The organism is Pseudomonas putida (genome assembly GCF_022627325.1).
Lineage (GTDB): Bacteria > Pseudomonadota > Gammaproteobacteria > Pseudomonadales > Pseudomonadaceae > Aquipseudomonas > Aquipseudomonas putida_X.
The window spans coordinates 136,467-150,353 of sequence record NZ_JAETZZ010000003.1 but is presented as its reverse complement, the minus strand read 5'-3'; the positions used below and the strand labels follow the sequence as shown (position 1 = coordinate 150,353).

The 13,887-nt window shown below is 53.5% G+C and carries 11 protein-coding genes and 1 pseudogene; 9 read left to right on the top strand and 3 right to left on the bottom strand.

What is annotated here, in order from left to right:
* Positions 1-99: 99 nt before the first annotated feature.
* Positions 100-552, bottom strand: coding sequence for a helix-turn-helix domain-containing protein (locus tag JNA92_RS06400; protein WP_241803916.1), 453 nt, complete (start codon positions 550-552; stop codon positions 100-102).
* 189 nt (positions 553-741) lie between these two features.
* Between JNA92_RS06400 and JNA92_RS06395 the strand changes: the two genes are divergently transcribed.
* The 5 genes and pseudogenes from JNA92_RS06395 to JNA92_RS26030 all read left to right on the top strand — a co-directional run.
* Entirely contained in the window at positions 742-1,122 is a 381-nt protein-coding gene (locus JNA92_RS06395; RefSeq protein WP_241803915.1) for a hypothetical protein, read from the top strand.
* A gap of 8 nt (positions 1,123-1,130) precedes the next feature.
* Positions 1,131-1,535 carry a DUF6957 family protein gene (locus tag JNA92_RS26035; protein WP_431312453.1) on the top strand — a complete coding sequence of 135 codons (405 nt, stop codon included), beginning with the start codon at positions 1,131-1,133 and terminating at the stop codon, positions 1,533-1,535.
* A gap of 85 nt (positions 1,536-1,620) precedes the next feature.
* Positions 1,621-2,352, top strand: a complete 732-nt coding sequence (locus JNA92_RS06390; protein WP_241803914.1) for a metallophosphoesterase — start codon at positions 1,621-1,623, stop codon at positions 2,350-2,352.
* A gap of 62 nt (positions 2,353-2,414) precedes the next feature.
* On the top strand, positions 2,415-2,810 hold the full coding sequence (locus JNA92_RS06385) for a hypothetical protein (protein ID WP_241803913.1): 396 nt from the start codon (positions 2,415-2,417) through the stop codon (positions 2,808-2,810).
* 404 nt (positions 2,811-3,214) lie between these two features.
* Positions 3,215-3,310 (top strand): annotated as a pseudogene (locus JNA92_RS26030) (hypothetical protein); the annotation flags it as partial.
* A 189-nt stretch (positions 3,311-3,499) separates the two neighbouring features.
* On the opposite strand, the gene JNA92_RS06380 reads toward JNA92_RS26030, so the two are convergent.
* A complete protein-coding gene (locus JNA92_RS06380) occupies positions 3,500-6,466 on the bottom strand; it encodes a TrlF family AAA-like ATPase (protein ID WP_241803912.1) in 2,967 nt (988 codons plus the stop codon).
* A 503-nt stretch (positions 6,467-6,969) separates the two neighbouring features.
* Between JNA92_RS06380 and JNA92_RS06375 the strand changes: the two genes are divergently transcribed.
* Positions 6,970-7,335: a histone-like nucleoid-structuring protein, MvaT/MvaU family gene (locus JNA92_RS06375; protein WP_241803911.1), complete on the top strand. Its 366-nt coding sequence runs from the start codon at positions 6,970-6,972 to the stop codon at positions 7,333-7,335.
* Between the two features lie 403 nt (positions 7,336-7,738).
* Here JNA92_RS06375 and JNA92_RS25910 read toward each other — a convergent pair whose 3' ends face one another.
* Complete coding sequence (locus tag JNA92_RS25910) at positions 7,739-9,289, bottom strand: SH3 domain-containing protein (protein ID WP_241803910.1); 1,551 nt, start codon at positions 9,287-9,289, stop codon at positions 7,739-7,741.
* Between the two features lie 686 nt (positions 9,290-9,975).
* Here JNA92_RS25910 and JNA92_RS06365 point away from each other — a divergent pair.
* The 3 genes from JNA92_RS06365 to JNA92_RS06355 are packed head-to-tail and all read left to right on the top strand — an operon-like array spanning position 9,976 to position 13,593.
* On the top strand, positions 9,976-11,148 hold the full coding sequence (locus JNA92_RS06365) for a hypothetical protein (RefSeq protein WP_241803909.1): 1,173 nt from the start codon (positions 9,976-9,978) through the stop codon (positions 11,146-11,148).
* On the top strand, positions 11,141-11,602 hold the full coding sequence (locus JNA92_RS06360; protein ID WP_241803908.1) for a three component ABC system middle component: 462 nt from the start codon (positions 11,141-11,143) through the stop codon (positions 11,600-11,602). The genes JNA92_RS06365 and JNA92_RS06360 overlap by 8 nt, the downstream gene beginning before the upstream one ends.
* Positions 11,599-13,593: a DUF3732 domain-containing protein gene (locus JNA92_RS06355; protein ID WP_241803907.1), complete on the top strand. Its 1,995-nt coding sequence runs from the start codon at positions 11,599-11,601 to the stop codon at positions 13,591-13,593. The genes JNA92_RS06360 and JNA92_RS06355 overlap by 4 nt, the downstream gene beginning before the upstream one ends.
* Positions 13,594-13,887: the final 294 nt, after the last annotated feature.

The window sequence follows — 13,887 nt, the reverse complement described above, 5'->3', positions numbered from 1 at the left end:
TGACCCGCCGCACTCCCGCTCCATTAGAAACTTAGATCCGGCAATACACGTATAACGTTTTGCAAACAGTGCTTGGCGAGAAGTGTTCCGCTACGGTGTCTACTCCTTAGACCAGTACCGGTGCACTGTAGTACGAGGCAGGCCTAGCTCCCGGGATACCTCCAGCTGGGTCTTGCCGAGCTTCTTGAGTCTCAGCACAGCTTCAACGTTCTCAGCATTGGCCTTCGTACCCCGCGCGCGCTTCTTCACCGAGCCGTCGGTCTTCTGTTCCTCAATGAGCTGATATCCGCCAGCTTCATGAAAAATGCGCAGGTCTCCCAGGGCCAGCTGTAGCTCATCCTCGGGCACCTTCTGATCACTCATCCCCAAGACGAGGGCGAACAAGGCGAGCGGGTGGATCCCTAGCCCATGTGCGATTTTGACCAGTACTGGCAGCGACGGGAGGGTTTTAGCTTGTTCCAGCTGGCTCAAAAATGGCTGACTGATCGTCCCCATCAGCGCATCGTTTCTTACGCCCTTTAGCTGCCGAATGGCGCGCAGGGCAATGGCCATCTCTTCCTTCACAGTGGAACTCTCAAAAGAAAGGATAAAGCCACAGCTGGGCGATTCCACCAAATAAACAGTATTATTATTAGTGGAATCGGCGCATATGATGAGCCCATCACGGGCGGTGCACCGGCATGCCTTTTGGGATCGTCTTGATCTTCGCAACGCGGAGGTGATGGAGAGTAGGTGAGGTCAGTGTTTGTAACGTACGGAAATGAGCTCCAAGGTCAATTCAATGCACCTGAGGGTAACCGGATGCTTTGGCGCTCGGTCGACGTCAGCCTGCGTGAGTACTCGTTCTTCGTGGAGGGCCTCGGCCTGCAAGACGGTCGTATCGAGCCGGTTGCCCGCCTGGTCGATGATGTTCCTACCCTTCAGCTGATGCAGGCTGCGGAGGAGGGCAATGTTGTGAGCGTCAGCAGGGTTCAGCTAATCACAGCTCCGACCAAGAACAACCACGGCAGGTACGCCATGGAAGTGCTCTCTGAGATTCGAATCGTTCCAGGTACCGAAGACAAGCCGGTCTACGAGTTTTTGACCGAGGATGGCCGCCTCTATACCAGCGCTCGTGTGTAGGAGCGGACATGCCGGTTTCGCTCGAAGACGCTTTCCAGTTTCTGTACGGAGAGGGGGAACGTGTCCTTGGTTGGGAGGGAGCTCCTGATGAGCTCGTTAGGCTGGCCGAACGAGCTTTTCCCGGGAAACCGTATTGCCTGGTGAGAAAGTGGGCAGTGGTTGATGTCACCGGCCCCGAAGATGAGATGGCAGCGCTTTCTTCCGAGGGCTTGCTCAGGAAGGTACTGCTTGCGCATGAGGTCGTAATGGACAGTCGTAACCGTTTCCCTGCAGGGTACTGGGTACGCAGTAACTTTGGGATCTCGTATGACCATCCATGCGTCTTTGAAACCGGGAGCACTCTCTACCTGCTTCTAGGTGACGGCTGCAGGAAGCAGGCAAGTCTCGATACGGTTTTCTCGCTGCGTCCCTAGAGCTACCTGAGATAGCCCGGCTTCCCTTCGGTGAAGCCTTGGAGAAGCGATCCATACAATGCTGCTCGGGAGTGAGAGAGAGCTGATGAGAGTTTTGATTTACTCAGATCTGCATTTGGAATTCAGGCGCTTTGAGCCTCCCCAGGTCGATGCGGATTTGGTGGTACTCGCTGGAGACATTTCGGTGCGCAGTCAGGGCGTGACTTGGGCGAACCAAGCCTTCAACTGCCCAGTCATCTACGTCCCCGGTAATCACGAATACTACAAAGGTGGCCACCTCGATCGTACGCTACTCAAGATGAAGGCGGCAGCGGAGGAGCATGTGCATGTCCTCGAAAACGAATGCCTCGTGATTGGTAATACCCGATTTCTGGTGACCACTGCCTGGACGGACTTCACCTCAACCGGTGATTACAAAAAGGCGATGTATGAATGCTGGGAGTGGATGAGTGACTTCAGGGTCATCCGAAGCGGGGAGGGATTCAGGAAACTTCGCCCCGTCGACCTCATTGCCCGGAACATTGTCGCTCGCGATTTTCTCACCACCGAACTCGCTAGGGATTTTGGGGGGAAAACGGTTGTGATCACTCACCACTGCCCGATCCAGGAAGTAGCCGGTAATGGGCACGAAGGCCACCTCGGTGCTGCGTATTTCAACCAGTGGAGTGACCTAGTTTCGCAAACTGATGCCTGGATCTTCGGTCATAGCCATTACGCGGTCGACACGATCGTTTCGGGATGTCGGCTCATATCGAACCCCAGAGGATATCCAGGTGAAAAGACCGGCTTTGTACCGGACTTCATCATTGAAATCTAAGCACCTCTAGCAGCGAAAGCTCTCAGAGGGGTGTTGAATTGGACGCAGGAGCGCATGAACACATGGCAGATGAAATCCTCAGGTACGCAGGTGAAGAACCATCGATTTTTCAGCTCACGCGCATCATACAAGCGATGGGTCAGCAGTATCCTGTGCCGATCACTGCCTATCTGAGCGACGTTGAAATTTCGAACGATTGCGCAGTCGGGGTCGTGGTTGGTCAGATCGTTCCAGGGCTTATTGAGAAGCGCACAGGGGCATACTTGCTTACGACCATGCCGATTTTCTTGTTGTTTAGAGTAGGACGCTTCTGGGGGGTCGATACAAAGGCAGGGAATTTTGTTCTGACTTCATTCAAACGCGGTACGGGCCGGAAGAGTCTTCGAGCATTGATTACAAGCGCAGACCAACCTAATGCTTCTCCAGCGAGCGAGCCAGGCGCCATTGCGGGCGCCTGAAGGATCGAATAACCCTTCAGCAACTGTTGGGTAGGAACGGGCGGCTAGCTAGGCTTGCCGAGACGTCCAACTGGACGAAGCAGCGTGCACCGAAGCGCACAATTTCAAACGCTGTGCACCCCAACATTCACACAGTTCCTCCACACCGCTCAGCGGCTCGCACCCCTCGAGTAGTCTCGGCCCGTTAACGGGCCGAGGCAACCGCTACACGCTTGCCCCTCTCCAGCCTCTTCACGAAACCGCCAAGGTTAGCTTTCCCGAGCAAGCAGTGACTGATTTTGACAATAGCTCTTGACCCCGCTCCGCCTAGGCGATTACTTTTTGCGTAATTTGATTACGCATAAAGGAATTCCCTCGGCTGCCCAGCTTGGGGATAGATAACAAGATGATCCGCAGGAGGATCCATGAGCTTTGATCTGCAGTACCAGTCTGGCTTTGGGAATGAATTCAGCAGCGAAGCATTGCCCGCCCACGGCCCAGACGGCCCGACATGTACCCAAGCTCTAGAGGACAGCCATGGCCAGTGAAGCAGACAGCCTAACGGACGAGTGGCCTGGGTCAATGAGCGATTGCGGGCAAAAGAAAGCCCGCTGCTAGGCGGGCAAGGTCTATCCACGCGGGGATAGGTAATAGTTAGGTAAACGATGCCCGCTCAGTGATAGAGCATGGTTCTGAGCGGAGTGAGGGTCTTATCTTGAGAGACGTACTCTTAGCCTGCGAGAACGCTCTTTGAAGGCCGTTTCGCCTCCCTCCAGAATTTCACACACGCGCTCCCTTATTGCTTTGTCCTCCAATCCACCCGAGAAATAGGTGATCGGCGGCAGTTGGCCAGGTACGTGTGGCCCACATTCGGCGATGATGATCTGGTCAGCGTCTGTATTCACAACTAGGTTGGCGTTGTGGGTCACCATAATAACTTGTCGGCTAGCCTTTGCCGCCATAAACAACGGGACGAGGTCGTTGTAAATGGACTTGGGGTCAAGGTTCTCTTCTGGTTGGTCAATAATCAACGGCCTACTATCCTTCCCGTCGAGAGAAAGGTACAGCAGTAAAAGCACAATACCTCGAGTTCCGGGAGAAAGCTTTTGAATTTCTATTCCGTCGTAATTGACTGCGTATCGAACAGATATGTGGTCGGTGCCGTACAACCACTGAGCTAAGCGTTTAGTCCAGCGGCGGTATTCGGCGAGGTCTGTTGTGGCAACCGGGGAATGATCAAGGAGTTGCTCTTGATACGTTTTGATGAACTCTTTCAGCGCTGCTAGCACCGTTTCTTCGTCACCCTGAAGCCAAGGTATACTGAGGGACTCGATCACCTTCTCACGTAAAGCGCCTCGTCCTCTGAAAGGGCCCTTTTTTGAAAGGTTGAGCAACGACTCTCCCTCTTCAGACCAAGCGTCGATGTCGACCGTACGGGTGACAGAGAATGAAAGCTTGTTAAGCGTGCCTTGGGCATTTTCAAGGAGCTCTTTAATCGGTGAATACAATTCCTGTAATACACACTCCTCGGCCACCAAGGCTGAAAATACGCGTTTGTACGAATCATTGCGCTCGCCGATTAAGCTTTGAAGGCGTTCGGCTGCACCCTCATGATCGCTGAGCTTCTCTTTGCTAGCTCGCAACAGTTCGGATTCTGTCGAAATTTTGGTTGAAAGCTCTTTGAAGCGTTTAGCTGTATCCTGATCGATACTGACCAGTTGCTGTAGGCGACCAATCTCCGCCTGCAGCAGAGCTAAAGTGCATTGCTCCAAGTCGGCGCCATCATTGATGTATGGCTGTTGGATATCTTCGTTTTTTGCAGGCGACGTTCCGAGCCACCCATCTCTGTTTCTCTGAGCCGTCAGCAGCATGCCTGATAGGATGGCGTCGACATCTCCCTTATAGTCTCGGAAGAAGGCGCTCCACTCGTCACGACCCAAACCACTTGCCGAATGGCGAGCCTGGATCTCGCGAAGATCGCTGGGCGCGACAACGCGGCGGATGTTAGCCACCTCGTCTTGCATCAGCAGAATCTGCTGTTCCTGGGCTTTGTAATGTCTGACATAGCCGGAAATCTTTTCTGACGCCGTTGTCAGCGCCTGCAGTCTAGTCAACCTATCCTCAGAACCCTTAGCGACCAGTTTGCTTCTATCCTCGGTCAGCCTTGTTACCAGCGCGTCCTTTTCCTGAACCTGGGCTTTCAATTGCGGTACCAGGCTGCGCTTTTCGAACTCAATATTGATCCGTTCTGACAAGCTACTCAGCGATTCTTCTTCCCGACGTCGAGCCTCCCGATACCGCTCAGATTTAATCTCTCTTAGGTCGTTAAAATTGATTGCACCCTCGCGCTCGGTCGAGGAATGGGCCTCATAGATGACTCGCTCAACCTCTGTCAGCAAACCGTCTGTCATCCCATCAGCGGAACAGAGTTCTTCCACAAATTGTTGCGATAGATACCTAGCCCTGGGGTATACAAAATCGTCATCCGTTGTCTGGCTGAGCGAGCTGGATTGCGTTTCTCCATTGCACCAGGTGACGTTGACCTCTGCTTCATAAAGGTGATCACGTGCCCTCACTAAAAATGAGTGGCCGGTAATTGCGTTGCCTCTTGCTTCACACCCTGCCGCTAGAATGTCGGCTAACGCTGTTTTTCCAGAACCTCTGGCGCCGATCACGGCGATCAGCCCTGGGTTGAGCGAAACGGCGGGAGTAGTAAGCCAAGGGGCATTATTAACGGAAACCTCAGAGATGACCTCAGATGCATTTCCGTAGGGTGGGGGTTCTTCTCCGATGAAGGCGCGTCCACCCGGATCGATACAGGCTTGTCGAAGCGTATCGAAGGTTGGACTGCCCTTAAGCCAGCTGTACCTCTTCCCGTCTGGTGCCCCAACCTTCACGGTTTGATGAGCATCGCTGCCGTGTAGGCAAGGCTTCAGGCCGTTGTATCTTTCCACCAAGCTTGCTGCTGATAACGACTTTCTGCCCAACCAAAACTCACGTTGATTTGCATTGGAAGCAAAAATCACATGGGCAAAGCGTTCTATCTCTTGACGTAACACCTCATCGGCGCCGTCCTGCAGGGCGGAGGTTCCATCATTCTGTTTAGCCGCAACGGCGATGATCAGATTGTCCTGCGCCCACTGACTGTGCTTGTATTTATCCCGAAGCTCCCGAAAGGAGACCTTGAAACGTTCTGCGCCATACCTCAGAGCTGCCTGTTCATCCTTTATCTCCGAGTTGGCTTTTTTTCCTAAGCGTCTCAAATCGCTGGGTGTGCATCTGAATTCATCGTCAAAAGCCTTGAAAGTGAGCGAGCTAAGAAAACGCTCGAGCTCCTCCAGATGATTCTTGTCATCTGGGCAGACCAATAGGTGGGCGTTGATCCAGGATTTTGCTGTCCCAACATCAAAGCGGATCTCCACGTTAGGAAAAAGGAGTTCGCAACGTGGAAGCCTGCCAGAATCCTTGAATTCCACCATTTGCTTGTATGTGTCGAGCAGATAGTAGTCCGTGACCGCTATCGCGCTGATGGTGGGAGATGATTCCTCGAGTGCTTTGAGGTACCCGTCCCAATCACCCTTGAATTGATCGTTGAAGAGGGTTCCTGGGGCATGCACATGAGGATCCCATCGAAGCCAGCGAGATCCAGAGGAGAGGGGCTTTGATTCGGTCTGCATTATTACGTCCTAGTAGGCAGATAGAAGAGACGAGAGCAGTCCCAGCAGCCGGAAATGCAAGCTTGGGATATGCAGATGTCGCATTGCCACTATTTTGTATATCTTCAAGCGTGTCAATCTGAGCCGATGAAGAGCACGGCATGGCCTGCTAGGCCTCTGTCCGGACATATCCCGATCGCTGAAAACCCTGCTCATCGGGAGAGAGGGCTTTGGGATTGCTTTAAAACAACGAGTGAGGTTAGTCAACGATTTGCTAGGAATGGCGTCTGGTGTAATCGTGCGATTGCTTGAGCGTGTAACAGGCCCGCAGTTGCGGTGAGTACGACATCATTAATGTGTCCAGGCTTAAGGTTTTCTTGTGGCTTTCGCTCCAGATTGATGGTTAAGGACGGGTCGTGGCAGCTAAATCGAACGAAGTTTCGGAACAAAACTCAGATGAAAGGACATTCTCACCGATATGCTTTAGGATGTCCCACCTGTCTCCATTCCAATGAGGATTTAACATGTCTCGCCTGGCCGAATTTCGTCAGCTCGAACAGAAACTCGCTGCTCAGCTCGCAGAGCTGGAAGCGCTCAAAGGCAGCTCCGAGCTGCAGAAAGAAATTGAGTTTGAGACTAAACTTCGCGCTCTGCTTGGCGAGTATGGCTACAGCCTCCGTGATGTCATCGCTATCTTAGATCCCCAATCCAAGGGTCGTGCCAGTACTAATGCCCCTGCGGAAAAAGCCCCTCGCCGGCAGCGTCAGGTTAAGCGGTACAAAAACCCGCATTCTGGTGAGATCATTGAAACGAAGGGCGGCAACCATACGCTCTTGAAGCAATGGAAGAAGGAGTTCGGCGCAGAAGCTGTTGAGACCTGGCTCTCATAACATCGCACGATGTCCTAAAAACCTCCCGCTCGTGGAGGTTTTTTTATGCCCGAGAATGCAGGCAATTGTTGTCGATGAGGGCAACCCTAGCCCTCCAAGTAGGTCGGGAGACACTCAACTCAGCGGGAAAATGAACTAAGATCGGGCACATGAGTGGGATTTCCCCATGCAGGAAGACCAAAAAGCATAGCTCACGAAAGCTACAGAAGGCTTGCATTACCTCGACGTGATACTCACAGCCCAAGAAGCAGATGATCTCAGGGAGCTCGTACAATTGCTCCAAGCCGCAGGTAAGCACTCCGGGCTGGCCGGCGTGTTCAGATTTATCTTGGAAGATACATGGAGCGGTGATGAGCCTTGGCCCACGATCTCATCACCGGAGGCGCCCGAGGACGATTGAGCTCTACTTTTTGGCTGGTATTCGGATCGGAATGGTATATCTACGGGCTATCCAACCTTCCAGGGTCTCACCAGCGACATCTACAGACACTCGAATCCAGACCTCGCCTTCCTCCAGAACCTCAAGTAGGGCGCCCTTCTGGGGCAAAGCCTTGATTTCAGATTGTTCTGATGGCTCGGTTCGCAAGTTTACCTTGTCGCCAGTGAGCACCCTGTGCCCTTCTAGCAAGCTGAGTTTGTCCACGGGAATCGCGGCTAGAGTTTCGGTGATCTCTGTCGAGCTTTCTGCGCCGAACAATTTCTCTTGTACAAAGTCGTAAGCCTGCCAAACACCTATGACATCCATGATCGCACTTGCCATAGCGATCAGGAACACGAGGCAAGCAATCAGACGGGCTCTGGAGAGTGCAGGCAACTGCTCAACTGCATCCCCACGGTCTAACCGTTCGACTATCTGGCCGTCCACTGCAGTGGCTTCGAACTCTTCAAACTCACCGCTTTCAATCAAATCCAGCGGAGCATCGAATGCAGCTTTACGCAGCAGCAGAGCAAGGTCAGGTGCTTCGTCAGAGGCGAGATAGCTCAGCAATGGCGAATTCAGCTCTCCCCACGAGGTGACAGCTGCTGCAGCCATACGCAGGGCCGAACGGTTTGTTAACGAATCCAGCCCGGCGAAAGTACTTCTCCAGGAAGCGAGGTTCAGCGAATCCAGTGCTGCTCTGGCTGATCGCAAGCTGGAGTTATTCAGGGAGTTGAGTGCAGCCGCAGTCGCTCTCCAAGAAGCGTTGTCCATGGCGTTCACGGCAGCCATTGCCTGCTTCCAAGGCGGGTTTCTTATCGATTCGATAGCCGCTACGGCTTGTCTCAAGGACGAGCTATGGATCGAATCGGCCGCTTCGATTGCCAGCTTCATGGACGGAATGTTCATCGACTTCACCGCTGCCATCGCCTGCTGCAAGGACGAGCTGTTCATCGACTCAACTGCTGCCAAGGTCGGTCTCAGAGACGAGCTGTTGAACGATTCAACCGCAGCTCTTGCTTGTAGCAGTGAGGAGCTGTTCATCAACTCGGCTGCCGCCAATGTCTGCCTGAGCGGCGAGTTGTTCATCGATTCAACCACTGCCCTGGCCTGCTGCAGAGACGAGGTGTTCATCGACTGAACTGACGCCAGGGCCTCCTTCCAAGATGAGTCTTTCATCAGGTTCAGAGCAGAGATCGTCTTTTTCCAGGGCGGGTTTGTTATTGCATCGAGTGTGGCTCTCGCTTGCTTCATGGACGGAGAATCCAGCATGTTTCGAGCTTTCGCTAACTTCCGAGCGGCTTTTTTTGGGCTCTGCGGTGCAGGCTCAGCTTCGCCAGTCGCCTTGTCCAGATCAAGTACGAAGGCCTCGGGCTTGGGCTTAGCAGCGGCGGGCCGAGCCTCCTGACTGTCGACTTCTTCGTGTGCAGAAATGCCGGATCCAAGGGTGGCTTGATTGAGTTCGTTCTTTGAGCCTTCCGAGCTCTTTTTTGGTTTGCCTGCGCTGCTGCTCGGAGCCTGGCTTTTGTCTTTCACTCGATCACCATCCTTCTGCGGCCTCTGACATGGGGGCCTGGATGGAGGCGATTCTAAGCCATTTTCATTCATTCCTGGCTGGCCGAAAAACAACGAAATAATGGCATTCTCATTTGGCCAGGCCGCCGTCTTAGACACTCTGCTCCCCTCATGAGATGGCTTACCATCGTTGCTAATCCGGCTCGAAGAGTCCGGCTACTTGTGGACGCCTATCGTCGGGCGTGAGGCTCTGGGGATCGGAGATTCGAATTGTGGAAAGGGGCAGGCATCGGGTCGATGAGCGGGGCGCGCGCATCTTCTGCAAGGGATTGGGACTTGCAGCGAGACACAAGAACTCCATCAAATTTTGGCTGGGGTTAAAAGTTGAGGCCTAACACAACAATCCTCATTAGGATTGAGAAATTGACGTCAAACAAATCAAATTAAGAGGATGCTCTTAGCATACTGTTTTTATACTCTGTCAGAGTATGCGGTTAACATACCGTTAAACATTCTTTGCGATTGTCCTTTTCGCGGTGTTACTATCTGGCCGACCAACTATTCTGAGCTGTATTTTTGTACAGTACCTGCTTCAGATGGCTGTGTTTTTGTACAGTGATGACTACGTATTAGAATATCGAAGGGCAGCAGTGTTGAAGCGATCCTTGATAACTTACGTGCCCATTTAGGGCGCTCGCGGAATCTTTATGGACAAATCTCCTGACAAATTACCTTTTGACGCGACAAAGTTATTCGAGGCGCTCCAGTATCAGCTCGTCGTTGCGCTTGAATATTGCTATAAGCTCGAAAAGGGCAAGCGCCTGTGGATCGAGGTCTACGGCGATGTGACGCTGGAGGACGTAGCTCAGGTAGAGGTCAAGCTTTACACCGGCACCCTGCGGGACGGGCATCAGAATATCTGGAACACCATCAACAACTGGCTGCATCCAGCATTTGACCATCGAGCCTATGAGAGCCTGCTGCTGGTGACAAACCAGCAGTTTTCGGCGAGGTCGACCCTGAAGGATTGGAATATCAGCACCGCCGCTGAGAAGTATGTGCTTCTCGCTGCCATCTACGAGCCCGCCGAGAAGAAGTTCGCTGCTTCCAGTGGTAAAGAACCGTCCGAGGGACTGGCGCTGCAGCGTTCGGTCATGGATCCCGCGCTGAAGGATGACCTCTTGGAGATTTTGGACAAGGTCGTATTCCTCACCGGATCGCCTTCGCTCCAGCAACGCATTCACGACTTTAAGGTTGGCCACCTCAGGGCGATCCGGGAGTCCAAGCATCAAAGCTTCATCGATGACATTCTCGGCTTCATCGGCAGTACCAAGTACATCGAGGCCGGCTGGGAGATCACCTGTGAAGAGTTCACCGCCAAGGTCGCTGAGCTGACGAAGCGCTATATGTCGCACTCCAGCATCTTCCCGGAGGTTGATGTCGATGCCTTGGAGCAGAGTATCGACCTAGCAGAGATCGCTGACCGACCTTTCGTGAAGAAAATTTTTGAGATCGAAGGCGAGAAGCGGCTCAAGAAGGCTGCCTTGGAGTTGCTGATCGCTGGCGAGGTCATTGACCAGCTGTACACGGACAGCCTGGCTTCGCCATTCGACATCAAGCGCTACCAGAAAAACCACTTCGATCGTCACCAAGATGGGCGGCAGGAGGCGATGATCGACTGCATGGGTGAGACATGCCCTATCCAGCTCAAGCGCCATTCCTTGAAGTTTTTCTACGCCCAGCATTCTGCTCAAGTCGAGAAGCTGAAAACCTTTGAAGACACAACCACGGAATTTCGCAACGGCATCTACCACATGCTCGCAGATGTGAAGGCCGACAAGGTGGAAGATGAGTTCTACTGGAGGCTCTGGGATGAGTAAAAACGCTGCGGATCACATCTACACCCTACGCAGAACTCCCTTTGCTCTCGCGCCGGTAATCCATTCCTTCTATGACCACTGGGATGGCACCGAGAAGGACGTTTTGCTCAGCTACCTGATCCTCCCGCTGGTGACGTACAAGCCGCTTCACAAATTCCTGCATAACGCTAACAGGAATAGCTCGATGCGTACGCTGCTGCAGGAGCCAAGCCGCGTTCTAGGCCTTGAGCTACGTATCGAAGAGTTCAAGCCAATCACCAATGCAGCCCTGCTGATCCTGACGTCAGAAAGGAGCATTCAGATCGCCGACGACATGTCGGTCGCGTCGCAAGGGAAAATCCGTGAAGAGAACGCCGACGACAAGCTCATGAAGTACGCAAGAAAGCTGGCGGTGGTTTTTAACGGTGAAACTGTCGTTTCTATTTACAGGTCGCTGGGGCTCAAATCGCTATGAATTGCTACGTTAGCTACATCGGTGTCGTGGACAAGAACAAGGAACTGCACTACGTCCCGCTGACCCCAGGCCTGAATATCATCACGGGCAGGTCGTCCACTGGTAAAAGCGCGATCCTGGAGATCTTCGATTACTGCCTTGGTAGCAGTGAGGACACCATCCCGGATGGCAAGCTCACCGAACGTGGTGAGATGTTTTTCACAGTCCTGCAGTTCCCCGCGCTTACCCTTGTGACGGGACGGGTGGCGGGCTCGAAACGTTGTTTCCTCCGTGAGGCTTTCGAGTCGGACGCTACTGAAATCATCGAGACCATGAAGCACGTCGACTACTTCTTTGAGGATCGATACTTCGTCCACCGTGATCCGTATCTCAAGAGCCTTGGCAGGTACTTCGGCGTGACCTTGGAGAACATCGACGTCGACCCAATGTACCAAGAGGTCACCGGTAAGAAAGGTGCAACGCCGTCGATACGCAGCTTCCCGTCATTGATGCTCCAGCACCAGAACCTGGTAGCGAACAAGCACGCGATTTTCTACCGCTTCGACGAGAAGGTTAAACGAGATCAGGCGATCGATCACTTCAAGATCCTGATGGGTATCGTAGGCGAGGAGTACTTCGATATCGCCAAAGAGCTCACTGAGGCCTCGTACGAGCTGCGTCGAGCCAAGCTCAAGATTACGAAGGACGACAAGCAGCGAGAAGCCACCATCGGCAAGTTCGAGCGGCTCCTTTCCGAGTACAAAGCCCTCGCAGGCAAACCCCTGTTCGACATGACTGCTGAGGAGATTTTTATCAAGCCTAAAGCAGCGTTGCGGCAACTGGAGGGCACCCCAGTTTTGGTCGACGGCCTGGCTGATGATTACGAAGCCACCGTGGCATCGCTGCGAGAGAAGAAGGCCAACCTTGTTCTGGAGCTCCGCTCAGCGCTGGGCAGGAGCGATCTTCTGGATCGTTCTGTTGAGCACGCCAAAGGTATCGGTGCCAATTTCGCGTCACTGCCGGTACCTCGTTCTACCAGCCTCGATCACACCTTCTGCCCCGTGTGCGAATCTCATTCTGACATCCCGGAAGACCAAGCCAATAAGCTAACCGAGGCCATCGAGTGGCTGAACGGCCAATTGAAGCTTTCGTCGTATGCCCGGGAGAGCCTAGGGCAGGAAAGCCGTGAGCTGAAGGCAGAGATCAAGGCTATTCGTCTGCAGATCAGGGAAGTCCAAGGGGCGCTCAAGCCCTTTGAAGAGCAAGAGGCAAGGCGCGCAGAGGCGAACGCCTTGGAGGATGCCCCGAAGAAAACGAAGATGCGGCTCGAGATCGAGATCGAGAAATTCCTAGAAGATGTGCCTTCCGATTCGAAGGATATGGCAGCTTACTGGGAGGAAAAGGTTGCGGCATTGAATGAGCTTCTGGGCTCGTATGACGTCGAAGTCGAACTGGATCGGCTGACGCGTGATATCAACAAGAAGATGAAGGAGCTGGGTAAAGGCTTCCCCTTCGAGAAGCATTACAGGACGGGCTCACTCAAATTCGACCTGAACACGTTCGATTTGTGGCATGAAAAGGACGCGTTCAAAAAAGTGTTCCTGCGATCCATGGGTAGCGGTGCCAACTGGCTATATTCCCACCTAACGCTGTTCATGGCGCTCCATTACCAATTTGCGGCGCGAGCCGAGGACTGCAAGATTCCACCGATCCTTTTCCTCGATCAGCCGACCCAGGTCTACTTCCCTTCAGCTGACCATGGGGATGAGTTCGACCCGGCAAACCTCCGCTCGGAGGAGAACAACGGGGTGGATTGGCATGATGACCTGGATGCAGTGGCCAACATGTTCACCCAACTTGCCCGATTCTGCGATCAGACCAAGCACGAGACAGGTGTGATGCCGCAGATCATCGTCTGCGATCACGCGGATCATCTCGAGTTGGGAGAGGGCTATCGCTACAACGACTTCGTTCGAGCCCGGTGGCGTCAGCGTGGGCTCATAGCAGACTGATCACCAGATACAGTCAGCTGTCTCGCCTGAGGCTCGCGTAATCGCTGCTGCGGATTACGCGAGCCTCAGTGCATCGGACAGGGTAGGGCACACCCACCTTCTAAGATCATCCGTACGGTTGCTGTTGCAAGAAGGCCAAGACGGCTTTCGACTACAAGGGTGCACTTCGAGAAAACACTTGGCCCGATCAGCTCCCCAGGCCGTAGCCCGAGCTAGCGCTTCGCCAGGCCTTCTGTCGTAGGCCTCTTCCAAGCGGGCCAGGCCTGACGGATCGTAGATCCCAATAGAAGCTAT

What these genes read in the sequence shown, in the direction of transcription:
- JNA92_RS06390 (WP_241803914.1), top strand. Translation starts at nt 1,621, where the DNA reads ATGAGAGTTTTGATTTACTCAGATCTGCATTTGGAATTCAGGCGCTTT.
- JNA92_RS26035 (WP_431312453.1), top strand. Translation starts at nt 1,131, where the DNA reads ATGCCGGTTTCGCTCGAAGACGCTTTCCAGTTTCTGTACGGAGAGGGG.
- JNA92_RS06375 (WP_241803911.1), top strand. Translation starts at nt 6,970, where the DNA reads ATGTCTCGCCTGGCCGAATTTCGTCAGCTCGAACAGAAACTCGCTGCT.
- JNA92_RS06360 (WP_241803908.1), top strand. Translation starts at nt 11,141, where the DNA reads ATGAGTAAAAACGCTGCGGATCACATCTACACCCTACGCAGAACTCCC.
- JNA92_RS06400 (WP_241803916.1), bottom strand. Translation starts at nt 552, where the DNA reads ATGGCCATTGCCCTGCGCGCCATTCGGCAGCTAAAGGGCGTAAGAAAC.
- JNA92_RS06380 (WP_241803912.1), bottom strand. Translation starts at nt 6,466, where the DNA reads ATGCAGACCGAATCAAAGCCCCTCTCCTCTGGATCTCGCTGGCTTCGA.
- JNA92_RS06385 (WP_241803913.1), top strand. Translation starts at nt 2,415, where the DNA reads ATGGCAGATGAAATCCTCAGGTACGCAGGTGAAGAACCATCGATTTTT.
- JNA92_RS06355 (WP_241803907.1), top strand. Translation starts at nt 11,599, where the DNA reads ATGAATTGCTACGTTAGCTACATCGGTGTCGTGGACAAGAACAAGGAA.
- JNA92_RS06365 (WP_241803909.1), top strand. Translation starts at nt 9,976, where the DNA reads ATGGACAAATCTCCTGACAAATTACCTTTTGACGCGACAAAGTTATTC.